Origin of the sequence: Streptomyces sp. NBRC 110028, assembly GCF_001417735.1 — a bacterium.
Lineage (GTDB): Bacteria > Actinomycetota > Actinomycetes > Streptomycetales > Streptomycetaceae > Streptomyces.
The window spans coordinates 777,441-793,115 of record NZ_BBUZ01000023.1; the positions used below are offsets into that span (position 1 = coordinate 777,441).

15 protein-coding genes and 1 tRNA gene are annotated in these 15,675 nt (G+C 71.4%); 12 read left to right on the plus strand and 4 right to left on the minus strand.

Annotated elements, in window-relative coordinates; translation table 11 throughout:
• The first annotated feature begins 150 nt into the window (after window positions 1-150).
• A complete protein-coding gene (locus ASC60_RS08600; protein ID WP_055548447.1) occupies window positions 151-672 on the plus strand; it encodes a YwqJ-related putative deaminase in 522 nt (173 codons plus the stop codon).
• Complete coding sequence (locus ASC60_RS08605) at window positions 669-1,169, plus strand: SUKH-3 domain-containing protein (protein ID WP_055548449.1); 501 nt, start codon at window positions 669-671, stop codon at window positions 1,167-1,169. Before ASC60_RS08600 ends, ASC60_RS08605 begins: the two co-directional genes overlap by 4 nt.
• A 125-nt stretch (window positions 1,170-1,294) precedes the next feature.
• Here the strand turns inward: ASC60_RS08605 and ASC60_RS08610 are convergent, their stop codons facing one another.
• On the minus strand, window positions 1,295-2,656 hold the full coding sequence (locus ASC60_RS08610) for a histidine kinase (RefSeq protein WP_055548451.1): 1,362 nt from the start codon (window positions 2,654-2,656) through the stop codon (window positions 1,295-1,297).
• Window positions 2,657-2,811: 155 nt separating this feature from the next.
• Here ASC60_RS08610 and ASC60_RS08615 point away from each other — a divergent pair, with 155 nt between their 5' ends.
• The 7 genes from ASC60_RS08615 to ASC60_RS08645 all read left to right on the plus strand — a co-directional run bounded on the left by ASC60_RS08615 (window position 2,812) and on the right by ASC60_RS08645 (window position 8,576).
• On the plus strand, window positions 2,812-3,708 hold the full coding sequence (locus tag ASC60_RS08615) for a hypothetical protein (RefSeq protein WP_055548453.1): 897 nt from the start codon (window positions 2,812-2,814) through the stop codon (window positions 3,706-3,708).
• A 28-nt stretch (window positions 3,709-3,736) separates the two neighbouring features.
• Window positions 3,737-3,808, plus strand: a tRNA-Gln gene (locus tag ASC60_RS08620).
• A gap of 110 nt (window positions 3,809-3,918) precedes the next feature.
• Window positions 3,919-5,385 carry a bifunctional UDP-N-acetylglucosamine diphosphorylase/glucosamine-1-phosphate N-acetyltransferase GlmU gene (gene glmU / locus ASC60_RS08625; protein WP_055548799.1) on the plus strand — a complete coding sequence of 489 codons (1,467 nt, stop codon included), beginning with the start codon at window positions 3,919-3,921 and terminating at the stop codon, window positions 5,383-5,385.
• A 74-nt stretch (window positions 5,386-5,459) separates the two neighbouring features.
• Window positions 5,460-6,437 (plus strand): ribose-phosphate diphosphokinase, encoded by a 978-nt coding sequence (locus ASC60_RS08630; RefSeq protein WP_055548455.1) that lies wholly within the window; start codon window positions 5,460-5,462, stop codon window positions 6,435-6,437.
• Window positions 6,438-6,654: 217 nt separating this feature from the next.
• Window positions 6,655-7,251, plus strand: a complete 597-nt coding sequence (locus ASC60_RS08635; RefSeq protein WP_055548457.1) for a 50S ribosomal protein L25/general stress protein Ctc — start codon at window positions 6,655-6,657, stop codon at window positions 7,249-7,251.
• A 142-nt stretch (window positions 7,252-7,393) separates the two neighbouring features.
• The gene (gene pth, locus ASC60_RS08640; protein ID WP_055548459.1) at window positions 7,394-7,990 is read left to right on the plus strand and encodes an aminoacyl-tRNA hydrolase; all 597 of its coding nucleotides are present in this window, start codon (window positions 7,394-7,396) and stop codon (window positions 7,988-7,990) included.
• A gap of 67 nt (window positions 7,991-8,057) precedes the next feature.
• Window positions 8,058-8,576, plus strand: a complete 519-nt coding sequence (locus ASC60_RS08645) for a hypothetical protein (RefSeq protein WP_055548461.1) — start codon at window positions 8,058-8,060, stop codon at window positions 8,574-8,576.
• 74 nt (window positions 8,577-8,650) lie between these two features.
• Here the strand turns inward: ASC60_RS08645 and ppc are convergent, their stop codons facing one another.
• On the minus strand, window positions 8,651-11,371 hold the full coding sequence (gene ppc, locus ASC60_RS08650) for a phosphoenolpyruvate carboxylase (protein WP_055548463.1): 2,721 nt from the start codon (window positions 11,369-11,371) through the stop codon (window positions 8,651-8,653).
• Window positions 11,372-11,616: 245 nt separating this feature from the next.
• On the opposite strand from ppc, the gene ASC60_RS08655 reads away from it, so the two are divergent.
• Both ASC60_RS08655 and ASC60_RS08660 read left to right on the plus strand, forming a co-directional pair.
• Entirely contained in the window at window positions 11,617-12,597 is a 981-nt protein-coding gene (locus ASC60_RS08655) for a fatty acid desaturase (protein WP_055548465.1), read from the plus strand.
• The gene (locus ASC60_RS08660) at window positions 12,594-13,304 is read left to right on the plus strand and encodes a TetR/AcrR family transcriptional regulator (protein ID WP_055548467.1); all 711 of its coding nucleotides are present in this window, start codon (window positions 12,594-12,596) and stop codon (window positions 13,302-13,304) included. The genes ASC60_RS08655 and ASC60_RS08660 overlap by 4 nt, the downstream gene beginning before the upstream one ends.
• Window positions 13,305-13,466: 162 nt before the next feature.
• On the opposite strand, the gene ASC60_RS08665 is transcribed toward ASC60_RS08660, so the two are convergent.
• Complete coding sequence (locus ASC60_RS08665) at window positions 13,467-14,288, minus strand: trans-aconitate 2-methyltransferase (protein ID WP_055548468.1); 822 nt, start codon at window positions 14,286-14,288, stop codon at window positions 13,467-13,469.
• A 110-nt stretch (window positions 14,289-14,398) separates the two neighbouring features.
• Between ASC60_RS08665 and ASC60_RS08670 the strand changes: the two genes are divergently transcribed.
• The gene (locus ASC60_RS08670) at window positions 14,399-14,896 is read left to right on the plus strand and encodes a MarR family winged helix-turn-helix transcriptional regulator (RefSeq protein ID WP_055548471.1); all 498 of its coding nucleotides are present in this window, start codon (window positions 14,399-14,401) and stop codon (window positions 14,894-14,896) included.
• Here ASC60_RS08670 and ASC60_RS08675 read toward each other — a convergent pair.
• A complete protein-coding gene (locus tag ASC60_RS08675; protein WP_055548472.1) occupies window positions 14,855-15,667 on the minus strand; it encodes a response regulator transcription factor in 813 nt (270 codons plus the stop codon). The genes ASC60_RS08670 and ASC60_RS08675 overlap by 42 nt on opposite strands.
• Window positions 15,668-15,675: the final 8 nt, after the last annotated feature.

The window sequence follows — 15,675 nt, forward strand, 5'->3', positions numbered from 1 at the left end:
GGTGGGGCCACAAGCGGAACCGGTCGGCCACCACCCCGCCCGCCCACCTGGGCCGACGGACCCGGACTACCGCATTTCCCGTCGCGTTTGGCAGGCTGATCTTTCGCAACCGGGGGATTGCGGTGGATTGCACAGGGAGGGACCCACCACATGCACATCACGCAGAGCAACGGGGGCGGCGACGGAGCCGCCCCCGCGGCCAGCGACCCCCGGCTCAGATGGAGCAGCGTCGACCCCGACGCCGGCCCGCCCCCGCTGCACCACCGCCGCGACACGCTCCTGCCCGCCGTCGCGGCCGCCCTCTCCGTCCGCGGCGAGACCCTCACCTGCACCGGAGGCAAGTCCGACCAGGCGCCCACCCTCCACCCCCTCGTCCAGGACTTCCTCGACGCCCTCACCAGCGGGCAGCGCGAACGCTTCACCGGGCGCTGCCCCGAAGCCGTCCTGCTCTCCCGCCACCTGACCGCCGTCGAAGCGGGCCGCTCCAAACGCGCCGCCCGCAAACCCCTCACCCACGGTGAGGCCCGCCGCTCCCTGAAACAGTCCAAGCTGACCGCACGCCGCATCCGCGAAGCGGGCGACCCGCAGCACGGCTCCTACGCCCCGCCCTGCCTCTCCTGCACGGCGCTGCTGGCCCATTTCGGCGTACGGGTGGTGGGTGAGGAAGCGTGACCCGCCCCTTCGACCACACCGACACCACCCGCTTCCCCGTCCCCGTCGACGCCGCGCTGCGCGCGGCGGGCTGGGAACCGGGCCGCTGGGACATGCAGCGCGCCGAACACTGGGCGGACACCCTGGCCGCGCACACCTCCCCCGCCGGGCACCGGCACACCGTCTTCCCGGCCGCCGTCGAGGCCTGGGCCGAATTCGGCGGACTGCACGTCCAGCCGCCCGGCGCCGGCCGCCAGATCGCGCCCACCCCCTTCCGTATCGACCCCCTCCACGGCCTGCACCTGGCCCGTACGCTCGGCGACTTGGGGCGCGCCCTGGAGACGGAGGTCTGCCCGCTGGGCGAGGAGGCCGACGGGCAGGGGCTGCTGACCATCGACGCGGAGGGACGGATCTACAGCCTCGACCACACCGGCGACTGGTATCTGGGCGCCACGCTCGACGCTGCGCTGGCCACCCTGATCACCGGCACGCTTCCGCCGCGCCTGTCCCGCGCCTGAGCGCTGCGCCGGCGGCGCGGTGCGCGCGCCCCTACGGTGGCTCGCCGTCGGTCCTCGCGACGTCGGCCGTCCGCGGCGGCGTCGTGGCCGGTCGCGCGGTTCCCCGCGCCCCCGCGGGGCGAGCCCTACGCCGTCCTGGCTCGGTCGGGCGTGCGGGTGCGGTCCGGGATGACCGCCGAGACGCGGAAGCCACCGGCGTCCGTCGGGCCCGAGACGAAGCCTCCGCCCAGCGTCGACACCCGCTCCTTCATCCCCACCAGCCCGTTCCCCCCGCTCGGCAGCCCCGCGTCCGCCGCGCCCCGCTCCGAGGGGCCGTTCTCCACCAGCACCGCGATCTCGGCACCCCGGTGCGCCAGGCGGATCCGGGTGCTGGCGCCCGGGGCGTGCTTGTGCACGTTCGTCAGCGCCTCCTGCACCACCCGGTACGCGGTCTGCTCCACCCGCGCCGCGTACCGCCGCTCCTCCCCCTCCACCGACAGCTCCACGGCCATCCCCGCCGCCCGCGACTGCCCGACCAGCGCCTCCAGCTCCACCAGCCGTGGCCCGGCCGCGTCCTCGACGGATTCGATGCCCGAGGCCGAGGCCGACACCGCCTCGGCGGCCGCCGAGGCGGCGACCGCCACCGAGGCCAGCGGCACCGGCTTCTCCTCGGCGGGGACGTCCGACCGCAACACGCCCAGCATCTGCCGCAGTTCGGTCAGCGCCTGCCGCCCCATGTCGCCCACCAGCGCCGCGTTCTTCGACGCCTTCTCCGGATCCTTGAGCGCCACCGCCTGCAGCGCCGCCGCGTGCACCACCATCAGGCTCACCCGGTGCGCCACCACGTCGTGCATCTCGCGCGCGATCCGGGTGCGCTCCTCGTTGCGCGCCCACTCGGCCCGCTCCTCGGCCCGCTCGGCGAGCAGCGACAACTCGCGCTCCAGGCCGTCAGCCCGCTCGCGCAGGCTCTCCACCAGCCGCCGCCGGGCGCGGACGTACAGCCCGAGCAGCACGGGCGGCGCGGTCACCGCCAGGGTGATCGTCAACGAGAAGAGGGGGACCTCCCAGACGGCCGCGCCCCAGGCCTCCCGCGGGTTGTCCTGCCGGAAGCGGATCATCGTGACGAGGAAGGTCCCGGCCCCCGCCATCCCGGCCAGCACCGCCGAGATCCGGCGCGGCACCTCGGACGCGGCGAGGGTGTAGAGGCCGACGACGCCGAGCAGCAGCCCCATCTCGGCGGGGGTGACGGCGATCGATATCAGCACCACGGCGATCGCCCAGCGCCGCCGCAGCACCAGCGTGGCCCCGGTGATCAGCCCGAGCACGACCCCGAGAGCGACCGGCATCCGGGCGTCGTGCGCGAACCTGACGCCCTCCGCGGCGCATTCGGCCGCCGACGCGACGCCGAGCACGATGTCCAGCACCATGCTCCGCCGCCGCGACCACCACAAAGGTCCGGCGGGCGCGCCGCGCGCACTCGTGTCCTCAGTTGCCCCCGTCGCACTCATAGCGACCAGACTACGGCCGCGGGCCGGCCCTTTTCCGGGGGACACGGCCGCACATGTCTCACTCGAATGGTCGGCATATCAACGGCTTTAACTCGAACGGTTGAATCGACCACGCTTTCGACTTTCGCGCCCGTCCGACGAACGAACATGTGGCCATGACCACACCACAACGCCGCGACGGCGACGGACTGGGCGGCCTGCGGGACAGGTCGGCCACGTTCGAGGAGCTGAGGGGGCGGGCGATCGCGTTACGGAGGGAAGGGCTGAGCCGCAGACAGATCCGCGACCGGCTGAAGGTCGGCAACAACGATCTCCTGAACCGCCTCCTGGAGGGCGAGGCGCCACCCGAGTGGACGAAGCGGCCGAACGCGAAGGACGACCTGCGATCGAGAGCCCGCGAGATGCGGATCCAGGGAATGACGTACGACCGGATCCAACTGGAGTTGGGCTGCTCGAAGAGCTCGATCTCCCTGTGGGTACGGGACCTCCCGAAGCCCGAGCGCCCACCGCGCACACCGGAGGAGGCATCGGCGATCGCCAAGCGGGGCTGGGAGGCGACGATGCGGCGGCGCGAGATCGAGCGGCAGCAGACGAAGCTCCGGGCGGCCCGGGAGATCGGCCGGATGACCGACCGGGAGCTGTTCCTGGTGGGCGTGGGGCTGTACTGGGCCGAGGGCGCCAAGAGCAAGCCCTACCGCCTCGCGGAGCGCGCCGTTTTCATCAACAGCGATCCGGACATGATCACCCTCTACCTCGCATGGCTACGACTTCTCGGTATCGAACCCAGACGCCTGCGCTTCCACCTGATGATCCACGAGTCGGCCGACGCCGCGGAGGCGGAGCGCTACTGGGCCGACCTGGTCGGCGCGGACACCAATGCGTTCAGCAAGACCACGCTCAAGAAGCACAATCCCAAGACCACGCGCAAGAACACCGGCGAAAGTTATCGAGGCTGCCTCTCCATCCGCGTACTCGACGGCGCTGACCTATACCGTCGCATCGAAGGCTGGTGGTACGGCATAGTGGTGGGGGCCAGGTCAACGGACTACTGACCAAGTGTCCGCTTTGACCGCTTTGCCATCCCCCGTGGTGTAATAGGCAACACTACCGGTTTTGGTCCGGTTGTTCCGGGTTCGAGTCCTGGCGGGGGAGCCCATCCGGGGCCCTGACTTTTACGGTCGGGGCCCGCGGTCGTTTCTGGGGGGAAACCTCTCGGTATCCTGCGGGTGTCCACCCCCGACCCGAAGCCGAAGGGCACACCCGTGAGCGCCAACCGCCCGGCAGCCGTCGTCGTCCTCGCAGCGGGTGAGGGCACCCGCATGAAGTCGGCGACCCCCAAGGTTCTGCACGCCATCTGCGGCCGGTCCCTCGTCGGGCATGTCGTCGCCGCCTCCCGCGAACTCTCGCCCGAGCACCTGGTGGTCGTGGTCGGCCACGCCCGGGAGCAGGTCTCCGCCCATCTGGCCGAGATCGACGCCGGCGCCCGTACCGCCGTCCAGCACGAGCAGAACGGGACCGGGCACGCGGTCCGGATGGGTCTGGAGGAGCTGTCCGACAGCGGTGTGGCCCTCGACGGCACCGTGATCGTCGTCTGTGGCGACACCCCGCTGCTGACCGGTGAGACCCTCAAGCAGCTCGCCGGGGCGCACGCCGCCGACGGGAACGCGGTGACCGTTCTCACCGCCGAGGTGCCCGACGCCACCGGCTACGGCCGCATCGTGCGGGACGAGGCGTCCGGCGCCGTCACCGCCATCGTGGAGCACAAGGACGCCACCGCCGCCCAGCGCGCGATCCGCGAGATCAACTCCGGTGTCTTCGCCTTCGACGCCCAACTGCTCACCGACGCGCTCGGCAAGGTGCGGACCGACAACAGCCAGGGTGAGGAATACCTCACGGATGTGCTCGGCATCCTGCGGGAGGCCGGGCACCGGGTCGGCGCGTCCGTCGCCGCCGACCACCGCGAGATCGTCGGCATCAACAACCGGGTGCAGCTGTCCGAGGCCCGCCGGCTGCTCAACGACCGGCTGCTGGAGCGCGCGATGCTCAGCGGGGTCACGGTGGTCGACCCCGCCACCACCTGGATCGATGTGACGGTCACCGTCGAGCAGGACAGCGTGATCCACCCCGGCACCCAGCTGCTGGGCACCACGCACCTGGCCACCGGCGCCGAGGTCGGCCCGAACTCGCGGCTCACCGACACCACGGTCGGCGAGGGCGCGGTGGCGAGCTTCACCGTGGCGTTCGACACGGTGATCGGCGCGGGCGCCTCCGCCGGGCCGTACACGTACCTGCGCCCCGGCACCCGGCTGGGCCCCAAGTCCAAGGCCGGCACGTACGTGGAGATGAAGAACGCCGAGATCGGCGAGGGCACCAAGGTGCCGCATCTGTCCTACGTGGGCGATGCCACGATCGGCGACTTCACCAACATCGGCGCCGCCAGCGTCTTCGTGAACTACGACGGTGAGAAGAAGCACCGTTCGACCGTCGGCAGCCACTGCAAGACCGGCTCGGACAACATGTTTGTGGCTCCCGTCACAGTAGGAGACGGGGCGTACACCGCCGCCGGCTCGGTCATCACCAAGGATGTGCCCCCGGGATCGCTCGCCGTCGCACGCGGACAGCAGCGGAACATCGAGGGCTGGGTCGCCCGCAAGCGTCCCGGAAGCGCGGCGGCGCAGGCGGCGGAAGCCGCAGCGGCCGCGCGTCAGGAGGACGAGGGCGGGCAGTGACCTGCGAACCGGTGCGCCCATGCGGGGGCGTACCGTAAAAGCGCGCACCAAAGTGACATCCAAGGAGACGTGACGTGACCGGGATCAAGACGACCGGCGAGAAGAAGTTGATGCTCTTCTCCGGCCGCGCCCACCCCGTGCTGGCCGAGGAGGTCGCCCACGAGCTGGGCGTCAGCCTGGTCCCGACCAAGGCTTTCGACTTCGCCAACGGAGAGATCTACGTCCGCTTCCAGGAGTCCGCGCGCGGCGCCGACTGCTTCCTGATCCAGAGCCACACGGCTCCGATCAACAAGTGGATCATGGAACAGCTCATCATGATCGATGCGCTGAAGCGGGCCTCCGCGCGCTCCATCACGGTGATCGTGCCGTTCTACGGCTATGCCCGTCAGGACAAGAAGCACCGTGGCCGGGAGCCGATTTCGGCGCGGCTGATCGCCGACATGCTCAAGACCGCGGGTGCCGACCGCATCCTCACGGTCGACCTGCACACCGACCAGATCCAGGGCTTCTTCGACGGCCCGGTGGACCACCTCTTCGCGCTGCCGATCCTCGCGGACTACGTGGGCGCCAAGGTCGACCGGTCGAAGCTGACGGTCGTGTCGCCGGACGCGGGCCGCGTGCGGGTGGCCGACCGCTGGTGCGACCGGCTGGGCGCGCCGCTGGCGATCGTGCACAAGCGCCGCGACCCGGACGTGGCGAACCAGGTCACCGTCCACGAGGTCGTCGGTGACGTCCGGGGCCGGGTGTGTGTCCTGGTCGACGACATGATCGACACCGGTGGCACGATCTGCGCCGCGGCGGACGCGCTGTTCGCCAACGGCGCGGAGGACGTGATCGTGACGGCCACCCATGGCGTCCTGTCGGGTCCGGCCGCGGACCGGCTGAAGAACTCCAAGGTCAGCGAGTTCGTGTTCACCAACACGCTGCCGACGCCGGGCGAGGTCGAGCTGGACAAGATCACCGTGCTGTCGATGGCGCCGACCATCGCCCGCGCCGTGCAGGAGGTCTTCGAGGACGGCTCCGTGACCAGCCTGTTCGAGGAGCAGGCCTGATGGGTTTAACCGCGGGTACCGCCGCGACCGACCCCTCTTGAGGCCACCCCGGGCGGGGTGGCCTCAAGGCTGGGGAGACCATTGGTAGACTCCTGGGGTTGCTCGGCGAGGGAGGCTGTGGTTCACACAGCTCGTCCGTTATCGACGCGCTCTTCGTAGCAGGTCTGTCGTGGGCCGGGTGACGGCCATCTGTACACGATCTACGAGGAGTGCCCCCATGGCCGAGGTCAAGATTCCCGCCAAGCCCCGTACCGAGTTCGGCAAGGGCGCGGCCCGCCGGGCCCGTCTGGCCAACCGCGTTCCCGGTGTCGTCTACGGCCACGGCGCCGAGCCGCTGCACGTGACGCTTCCGGCGTACGACCTGCTGATGGCCCTCAAGACCCCGAACGTCCTGCTGCGCCTGGAGGTCGAGGGCGGCAAGAGCGAGCTGGTCATCCCCAAGGCCGTGCAGCGCCACCCGATCAAGATCGGCATCCTGGAGCACGTCGACCTGCTCCTGGTGAGCAAGGGCGAGAAGGTCACCGTCGAGGTGCCGATCAACACCGAGGGCGACCTGGCCCCGGGCGCCAACCTGCTCGAGCACGTGCTGAACGCGCTGCCGGTCGAGACCGAGGCCACCCACATCCCCGAGGGTGTCACCATCTCGATCGCGGGCCTGGAGGCGGGCGACACCATCTACGCCAAGGACATCGAGCTGCCGAAGGGCACCACCCTGGCCGTCGAGGACGACGCGCCGGTGCTGCACGTCGTCTCCCCGCAGGCCGAGGCTCCGTCCGAGGAGACCGAGGGCGAGGGTGAGGGCGCCGAGGCCTGATCCGCCTCGTTCCCGCATCGCCTGGCGACCGCCGCCCCGCTGCTGCCAGCGGGGCGGCGGTCGCGTCATGAGACACCGCCCAGCTTGAGGCCGCCTGGAGTGCGGCACATCCCCTCACTCAGTCACTCGGGAGAACGAGACGATGAGCGACGCAGACGCGAGCAGCCCGTGGCTCGTGGTGGGCCTGGGCAACCCCGGCCCGGAGTACGCGGCGAACCGCCACAATGTGGGCTTCATGGTGGCCGAACTGCTGGCCGAGCGGATGGGCGGGCGCTTCAAGTCGCACAAGTCCCGTGCGCAGGTGGTGGAGGGACGGATCGGGCCGCCCGGCCCGAACAGCCGCCGGGTGATCGTCGCGAAGCCGATGTCGTTCATGAACCTGTCGGGCGGACCGACGACGGCGCTGCGCGACTTCTACAAGGTTCCGGTGGGTCATGTCATCGCCATTCACGACGAATTGGACATCGACTACGGTGCGCTGAGGCTGAAGCTCGGCGGCGGTGACAATGGCCACAACGGGCTGAAGTCGATCACCAAGTCGGGCGGCCCGGACTACTTCCGGGTCCGTTTCGGCATCGGCCGTCCGCCGGGCCGGATGGATGTCGCGGCGTTCGTGCTGAAGGACTTCTCCGCCGCTGAGCGCAGGGAGTTGGACTACTTCGTGGACCGTGCGGCGGACGCGGTGGAGACGCTCGTCGTGGACGGTCTGGAGCGCGCGCAGGGCACCTACAACTCCTGAACGGTATCCGCGCGGTTGTTCGGCCGGAGGTTGACCCCGGGCCCGCCGGTGGCAAAGATCTACCGCCATGGCATCCACCGGCATCACCAAGCGCAGCCGCACGCGGCGGGCGGGCGAGAGCGTGTACGGGCTGCTGTTGCTCGCGAAGAACGTGGCGATGACGCTTGTCACGCTGCTGATCCTGGTGGCCGGCGTGTGGTCCTCCTGGGGCGACGCCAAGCCGTCGATGCTCACCAAGGGACTGGAGCGCGGCACCCTCACGGTGTCCCGCTGCGACGACAACTGGTGCACCGGCCGCTTCGCCCCCGGCTCCCGGGGCGGTGAGGCGCGGCCCGAGGTACGGGTCGACGCGGCGGTCACGGACGGCCGGGGCGAGCGGCTGCTGGTGGCCGTCAAGCCGGGCAAGGACGAGGTGGTCCGTACGGGGGCGGCGGGCGTCCTGCACGCCTGGGTGCCGTTCGGCGGCTCGCTGTTGCTGGCGTCGCTGGTCGTGGCGGGCGGGCTCCGCATGCGCCGTACCGCCTGGGGCCTGGGGCTCGCGGGCGTGGCGCTGCTGGGGGCGTCCTTCGCCACGCTGACGTTCTAGGGCTCGACGAGACAGACGTACGACGGCGGCCCGTTCCCCGGGGGAGCGGGCCGCCGTCGTAGGTCCGGGCCGTGTCAGCCGGTGTTGCGCAGGCCCGCCGCCACGCCGTTGACGGTGAGCAGCAGGGCCCGGGCCAGCACCGGGTCGGGCTCCTCGCCGCGCTCGCGTGCGGTGCGCTGCCGGTGGAGCAGGCTCACCTGGAGGTAGGAGATCGGGTCGAGGTAGGCGTCCCGGACGTGGAAGGTCTGCTTCAGCACGGGGTTGTGGTCCAGCAGTTCGGTCTCGCCGGTGATCCGCAGCACCTCCCGCACGGTCAGCTCGTGCTCGGTCCGGATGACGTCGAAGACGTGCTTCAGCTCGTCCGGGACCAGGGTGTCGACGTAGTGGCCGGCGATCCGCAGGTCCGTCTTGGCGAGGGTCATCTCGACGTTGGACAGGAAGTTGCGGAAGAAGTGCCAGTGCTGGTGCATCTCGTCCAGCACGCCGTCGAGCCCGGCCTCGCGGGCGGCCTTGAGGCCGGAGCCGACGCCGAACCAGCCGGGGACGATCTGCCGGGACTGGGTCCAGCCGAAGACCCACGGGATGGCGCGCAGTCCGTCGAGGCCCGCGCCGGAGTCGGGGCGGCGGGACGGGCGGGAGCCGAGGTGGAGCTCGGCGAGCTGGTCGACGGGGGTGGAGGCGAAGAAGTAGGCGGGCAGGTCGGGGTCGTCCACCAGGGCGCGGTAGGCGCCGTGGGCGGCGTCGGAGACCGTGTCCATCGCCGCGTCCCAGCGGGCGAGCGCTTCGTCCGACTGGCGCGGGGCGGTGTGCAGGGCCGACGCCTGGAGGGTGGCGGCCACCGTCAGCTCCAGGTTCTCGCGGGCGAGCGAGGGGACGAGGTACTTGTCGGAGATGACCTCGCCCTGCTCGGTGACCTTGATCTCGCCTTCGAGGGTGCCCCACGGCTGGGCGAGGATCGCGTCGTGGGTGGGGCCGCCGCCGCGGCCGACGGTGCCGCCGCGGCCGTGGAAGAGGCGCAGCCGTACGCCGTGCCGGTGGGCGACGTCGCGCAGCAGCCGCTGGGCGCGGTGGATCTCCCACTGGGAGGTGGTGATGCCGCCGAACTTGGAGGAGTCGGAGTAGCCGAGCATGACCTCCTGGACGTCACCGCGCAGCGAGACCAGGCGCCGGTAGGAGGGGTCGGAGAGCATCTCGTCGAGGAGCTGGTCGGCGATCTTCAGCTCGTCGGTGGTCTCCAGCAGCGGCACGATGCCGATCTTGGCCCAGCCGGCGTGCAGGTCGATGAGCCCGGCCTCGCGGGCGAGGACGGCGGCGGCGAAGACGTCGTCGGAGCCGGCGCACATGGAGATGATGTAGGACTCGACGATCTCGGGCCCGAACCGCTCGAAGGACTCGCGGATGGTCTGGAAGACGCCGAGGGTCTTGGCCCCGGCGGCGTCGAGCGGCGCCGGGGAGGGCGCGAGCGGGCGGCGGGAGCGCAGCTCCTTGGCGAGGAGCTTGCGCCGGTAGTCGCGCGGCATGTCCGCGTACCGCCAGGATTCCTCGCCGAGGCGGTCGAAGAGCTGGCCGAGGGCGTGGTGGTGGGCGTCGGCGTGCTCGCGTACGTCCATGGTGGCGAGCTGGAGGCCGAAGGCGGCGAGGGTGCGGATGGCGCGCTCAAGACGGCCGTCGGCGATCAGGGCGCCGCGGTGGGCGCGCAGCGAGTCCTGGATGAGCTTCAGGTCGGCCAGCATCTCGGCGGTGCCGAGGTAGTCGCGGCCGGGGGTGTGCGGGGCGTCCTTGGCCAGCCGCTCGCGGGTGTTGACGAGCTTCTGCCGCATGCAGGTGGCCTTGAGCCGGTAGGGCTCCTCGGCGTTCAGCCGCTTGTAGCGCGGGCTGATCTCGGGCAGCAGCTCCAGGTCGCGCTGGAGGGAGGTGAGCAGTTCCTCGGAGGCGTCGGAGTTGCGGATGGAGCTGGAGAGGGCGGCCCGCAGGTAGTCGATGATCTCCAGGGCGTCGGTGATGCCGTGCTCATGCTGGAGGATCAGCACCTCCCAGGTCACCTGGGGGGTGACATTGGGGTTGCCGTCGCGGTCGCCGCCGATCCAGGTGCCGAAGGTGAGGGGGCGGGTGGTGGCGGGCAGCTCGATGCCGACGCGCTCCAGCTCGGCGGTCAGGTCCTCCAGGACGTCGCCGACGGCGTGGGCGTGCAGTTCGTCGAGGTAGTAGATGGCGTTGCGGGCCTCGTCGGCGGGCTCGGGGCGGGCGACCCGCAGCTCGTCGGTCTGCCACAGCAGGTCGATGTTCTCGGCGAGCCGCAGGTCGGCGCGGCGGCTCTCGCCGCCGGCGGCGAGGGTGTCCAGCAGCTCGGCGATGCGGCGCAGCTTGTTGAGGACCGTGCGGCGGGCGGCCTCGGTGGGGTGGGCGGTGAAGACGGGGCGGACGCCCAGGTTCTCCACGGTCTGCCGCAGATGGCCGGGGTCGGCGTCCTTGAGCTGGTCGACGGTGCGGGCGAGGATGCCGCCCTCCGCGGCGCGCCGGGTGCTCAGCTCGCGGCTGCGGTGGACCTGCTCGGTGACGTTGGCCAGGTGGAAGTAGGTGGAGAAGGCGCGCACCAGCTTGGCGGCGGTGGGCAGGTCGGTGGCGCCGAGGAGCTCGGCGGCGGCCTCGCCGTCACTGCGGGTGAGGGCGCGAACGCGCTCGACGAGATCGAGGAGGTCGGGGCCCTCCTGCCGGACCAGGGTCTCGCCGAGGAGGTCGCCCAGACGGCGGATATCGGCGCGCAGGGCGGCGTTGGTGTGGTCGGCACTGCTCACAGGTGCGGGCTCCTTGCAGTGAACGGGGGTTCCTAGCGGGGTGGTGCCCCGCGCGGCTGGCGCCGCAGGGCCCGCACCCGGTGCTTTCGGCCATGTGCGGACCGCGCTGTCCGACGTCCCCAGGATAGGCGGCACCCCCTTGGGGGATGCCAGAGGCCTCTTGCCCCGGTTCGCGGCCCTGCCATACTTACGTCGCCGTAGGTTACGGATCCGTAGCCCAGCCCCCGAGCCCCACGAGGGATCCCATGACTGCAAGCCCCGACGTGGCCCACGACGCGCCGAAGGCCCAGGAGACCCCGCCTCCCTCCGCCACGCTGGGCGGGGACAGCAAGCGTTCCATCGAACAGATCACCCTGCTGATGTTCATCACCGTCCCGTTCGTCGCGCTGATCGCGGCGATCCCCCTGGCCTGGGGCTGGGGGGTGAGCTGGCTGGACCTGGCGCTGATGGTGATCATGTACTACATCGGCTGCCACGGCATCACGATCGGCTTCCACCGCTATTTCACCCATGGCTCGTTCAAGGCGAAGCGGCCGCTGCGGATCGCGCTGGCGATCGCGGGTTCGCTGGCGGTCGAGGGGCCGCTGGTGCGCTGGGTGGCCGATCACCGCAAGCACCACAAGTTCTCCGACGCGGAGGGGGACCCGCATTCGCCGTGGCGGTACGGGGAGACGGTGCCGGCCCTGATGAAGGGGTTGTGGTGGGCGCATATCGCCTGGATGTTCGATGAGGAGCAGACGCCGCAGCAGAAGTACGCGCCGGACCTGATCAAGGACAGCGCGGTCCGCACCATCTCCCGCCAGTTCGTGGTGTGGACGGTCGTCTCGCTGCTGCTGCCCGCCGTGATCGGCGGCCTGGTGACCTGGTCCTGGCAGGGGGCCGCGACCGCGTTCTTCTGGGCCTCGCTCGTCCGGGTGGCGCTGCTCCACCATGTGACCTGGTCGATCAACTCGATCTGCCACGCGGTGGGCAAGCGGCCGTTCAAGTCGCGCGACCGGTCCGGGAACGTGTGGTGGCTCGCGGTGCTCTCGTGCGGCGAGTCCTGGCACAACCTGCATCACGCCGATCCGACGTGCGCCCGGCACGGGGTGATGAAGGGCCAGCTGGACTCCAGCGCCCGCATCATCCGCTGGTTCGAGAAGCTGGGCTGGGCATATGACGTCCGGTGGCCGAGCCCGGACCGTATCGACTCCCGCCGTAAAGAGGCCCCCGCCGAAGCGGCATGATAGAGGGCGTGGAGACCGACAGTAATACCAGCGGCAGCAAGGACCGGGCGGCCCGGGCCGTCCGGCCCTCAGGATCCGGCCCCCGGCGGCCCCGCCGGGTGCGGATGACCGGCAAGGAGCGCCGGGAGCAGCTGCTGGACATCGGTCGGGCGCTCTTCGCCGAACGGGGCTTCGAGGGCACCTCGGTGGAGGAGATCGCGGCGAAGGCCGGGGTGTCCAAGCCGGTGGTGTACGAGCACTTCGGCGGCAAGGAGGGGCTGTACGCGGTCGTGGTGGACCGGGAGATGCGGCGGATGCTGGACATGGTGACCACGTCGCTGACCGCGGGTCATCCGCGCGAGCTGTGCGAGCAGGCCACGTTCGCCCTCCTGGACTACATCGAGGAGTACACGGACGGTTTCCGGATCCTGGTCCGTGACTCCCCCGTCGCCCAGTCGACGGGCACCTTCGCCTCGCTGATCAGCGATATCGCCACCCAGGTGGAGGACATCCTGGGCCTGGAGTTCAAGGCCCGCGGCTTCGACGCCAAGCTCGCCCCGCTGTACGCCCAGGCCCTGGTGGGGATGGTGGCGCTGACCGGCCAGTGGTGGCTGGACGTCCGCAAGCCGAAGAAGTCCGAGGTGGCGGCGCATCTGGTGAACCTGGCCTGGCACGGTCTGGACGGCCTGGAGCAGAAGCCGCGGCTGATAGGCCACCGCAAGGTCTAAGGGCTGTCCCGTCATCCCCAGTGGGTCAGCGAGCGGCGTCGGATGCGGTCAATCGCAAGGCGGAGGGGCGCCCTCGTACCGGGTCGTACTCGGGCGATCCCGACAACGCGGCGAGTGACCGTAGCTGGCGTCGGGAGCCCGCTGGGGATGACGGGACAGCCCTTAGTCGGGCTTGCGGGCCACGGCGAAGACGCGGCGGAACGGGAAGGCCGTGCCGTACGGGGCCGCCGGGTAGGCCTCGCGGAGCAGGGCGGCGTATTCGCCGAGGAAGCGGTCGCGGGCGGCCGGGTCGTCGGCGAGGGCGGTGAGGACCGGGCGCAGGGCGGTGCCCTTGGTCCAGTCGAGGACGGGGTCGGGTCCGGTGAGGATCTGCAGGTAGGTGGTCTCCCAGACGTCGGCCTCGCAGCCCAGCGCCGTGAGCCGGTCGAGGTAGTCGAGGGGTTCCAGGGCGGAGGCGGGGCTGCGCGGGGCGTCGGCGAGGCGGTCGCGCCAGTGCGGGGCGGCGCACAGGTCGCGCAGCAGGGTGTGGCTGGGGGCTCCGAAGTTGCCGGGGAGCTGGAAGGCGAGGGTGCCGCCGGGGCGCAGGGCGGCGAGCCAGGCGGGGAAGGCGTCGGCGTGGCCCGGCATCCACTGGAGCGCGGCGTTGGACACGATCAGGTCGTACGGCTCGTCCGGCTCCCAGCGCAGCGCGTCGAGGGTGCGGAAGTCCAGGCGGCCGCCGCCGGCGGTGGGCCCGGCGAGGGGCTGGGCCTGGCCGAGCATCTCGGCGGAGCTGTCGAGGCCGGTGATGTGGGCGTCGGGCCAGCGGTCGAAGAGGAGGACGGTGACGTTGCCGGGGCCGCAGCCGAGGTCGGCGATGCGGGGCGGGCGGCCGGGTTCGGCGGGGAGCGCGGGGATCCGGGCGATGAGATCGCGGAACGGGCGGGCGCGGTGCCCGGAGTGGCGGAGGTACTGGTCCGGGTCCCAGTTGGGTGACGTACGCATGGCGGAGCCCCTTGAGCGGGTACGGTCGGTACGAGCAGGCCTTACCGTCCTCCAGAGCATCTCTTGATGTCAAGAGACTTCATGTCGACAGACCTACTACACTGATCGCCATGGAGGACGAGGTCGATCGGCTGGTGGCGGCGTGGCGTCGAGAACGCCCCGACCTCGATGTGGAACCGCTCGAAGTGCTCAGCCGGGTCAGCAGGCTCGCGCGCCATCTGGACCGGGCGCGCCGGATCGCCTTCAGCGAGCACCAGCTGGAGTCCTGGGAGTTCGACGTGCTGACCTCGCTGCGGCGGGCCGGGACCCCGTACCAGCTGTCCCCCGGGCAGCTGCTGACCCAGACGCTGGTCACCTCGGGCACCATGACCAACCGCATCGACCGGCTGGCGAAGAAGGGCCTGGTCGAGCGGCTGCCCGACCCCAGTGACCGGCGCGGGGTGCTGGTCCGGCTCACCGCGGAGGGGCGCGACCGCGCCGACCAGGCGCTGGCCGGACTGCTGGATCACGAGCGGGCCATCCTGGCCGAGCTGTCCCAGGCGCAGCGCGCCGAACTGGCGGCGCTGCTACGCCAGCTGACCGCCCCGTTCGACAATTTCCCCGGCTAGGTCGACCGGGCCGACGCCCGCCCGGCGGGCCAGCGCCACGGCGGCCAGCGTGGAGTGCACGCCCAGCTTGCCCAGCACGTTCTGCATATGGGTGCGGACGGTGTGCGGGGACAGGAACAGCCGCTCGGCCACCGCCTTGCGGCCCAGCCCGGCCACCATGCAGCGCAGCACCTCCCGCTCACGCGGCGTCAGCGATTCGACCAGCCGCTCGCTCTCGGTGCGGTGCTTACGGGCCGCCGTCAGCTCCCGCAGCACGCCGGTGAGCAGCGCGGGCGGCAGATGCGTCTCGTCGCGCAGCACGCCCCGGATCACGGCGAGCAGCCGGACCAGCGAACAGTCCTTGGCCACCCAGCCGGACGCCCCGGCCTGCAGGGCCGCCGCGGCCCGGCGCGGGTCGTCGCGCTCGGCCAGCACCACGGTGCGCACCCCCGGCTGGGCGGTGCGCACGCCGCCGACCAGGGCTATGCCGTCCGCCGACCGCCCGTTGACGGCGCGCGGCGGGCCCGCGCCCAGGGCCCCGCCATGGGCCGCCTCGACCGGTGCGGGCTGCGGGGCGTGGATCGGCCCCCCGGCCAGCGAGCCCAGATCGGCGTCGATCAGCAGAACGTCGAAGCGGCGCCCCTCGGCCACTCCGCGCTCCAGACAGCGCAGCGCCGCCGGGCCGCTTCCGGCCGCCGCCACGTCCACGTCCTGTTCCGCCGCGAGGGCGGCGGCCAGTGACTCGGCGAAAATGCGATGGTCGTCGACCACCAGAACCCGAATACGTGCCACGGAACCCC

Coding starts and splice junctions, on each gene's coding strand:
- ASC60_RS08600 (WP_055548447.1), top strand. CDS start 151: ATGCACATCACGCAGAGCAACGGGGGCGGCGACGGAGCCGCCCCCGCG.
- ASC60_RS08610 (WP_055548451.1), bottom strand. CDS start 2,656: ATGAGTGCGACGGGGGCAACTGAGGACACGAGTGCGCGCGGCGCGCCC.
- ASC60_RS08615 (WP_055548453.1), top strand. CDS start 2,812: ATGACCACACCACAACGCCGCGACGGCGACGGACTGGGCGGCCTGCGG.
- ASC60_RS08635 (WP_055548457.1), top strand. CDS start 6,655: ATGGCCGAGGTCAAGATTCCCGCCAAGCCCCGTACCGAGTTCGGCAAG.
- pth (WP_055548459.1), top strand. CDS start 7,394: ATGAGCGACGCAGACGCGAGCAGCCCGTGGCTCGTGGTGGGCCTGGGC.
- ASC60_RS08645 (WP_055548461.1), top strand. CDS start 8,058: ATGGCATCCACCGGCATCACCAAGCGCAGCCGCACGCGGCGGGCGGGC.
- ASC60_RS08655 (WP_055548465.1), top strand. CDS start 11,617: ATGACTGCAAGCCCCGACGTGGCCCACGACGCGCCGAAGGCCCAGGAG.
- ASC60_RS08660 (WP_055548467.1), top strand. CDS start 12,594: ATGATAGAGGGCGTGGAGACCGACAGTAATACCAGCGGCAGCAAGGAC.
- ASC60_RS08665 (WP_055548468.1), bottom strand. CDS start 14,288: ATGCGTACGTCACCCAACTGGGACCCGGACCAGTACCTCCGCCACTCC.
- ASC60_RS08670 (WP_055548471.1), top strand. CDS start 14,399: ATGGAGGACGAGGTCGATCGGCTGGTGGCGGCGTGGCGTCGAGAACGC.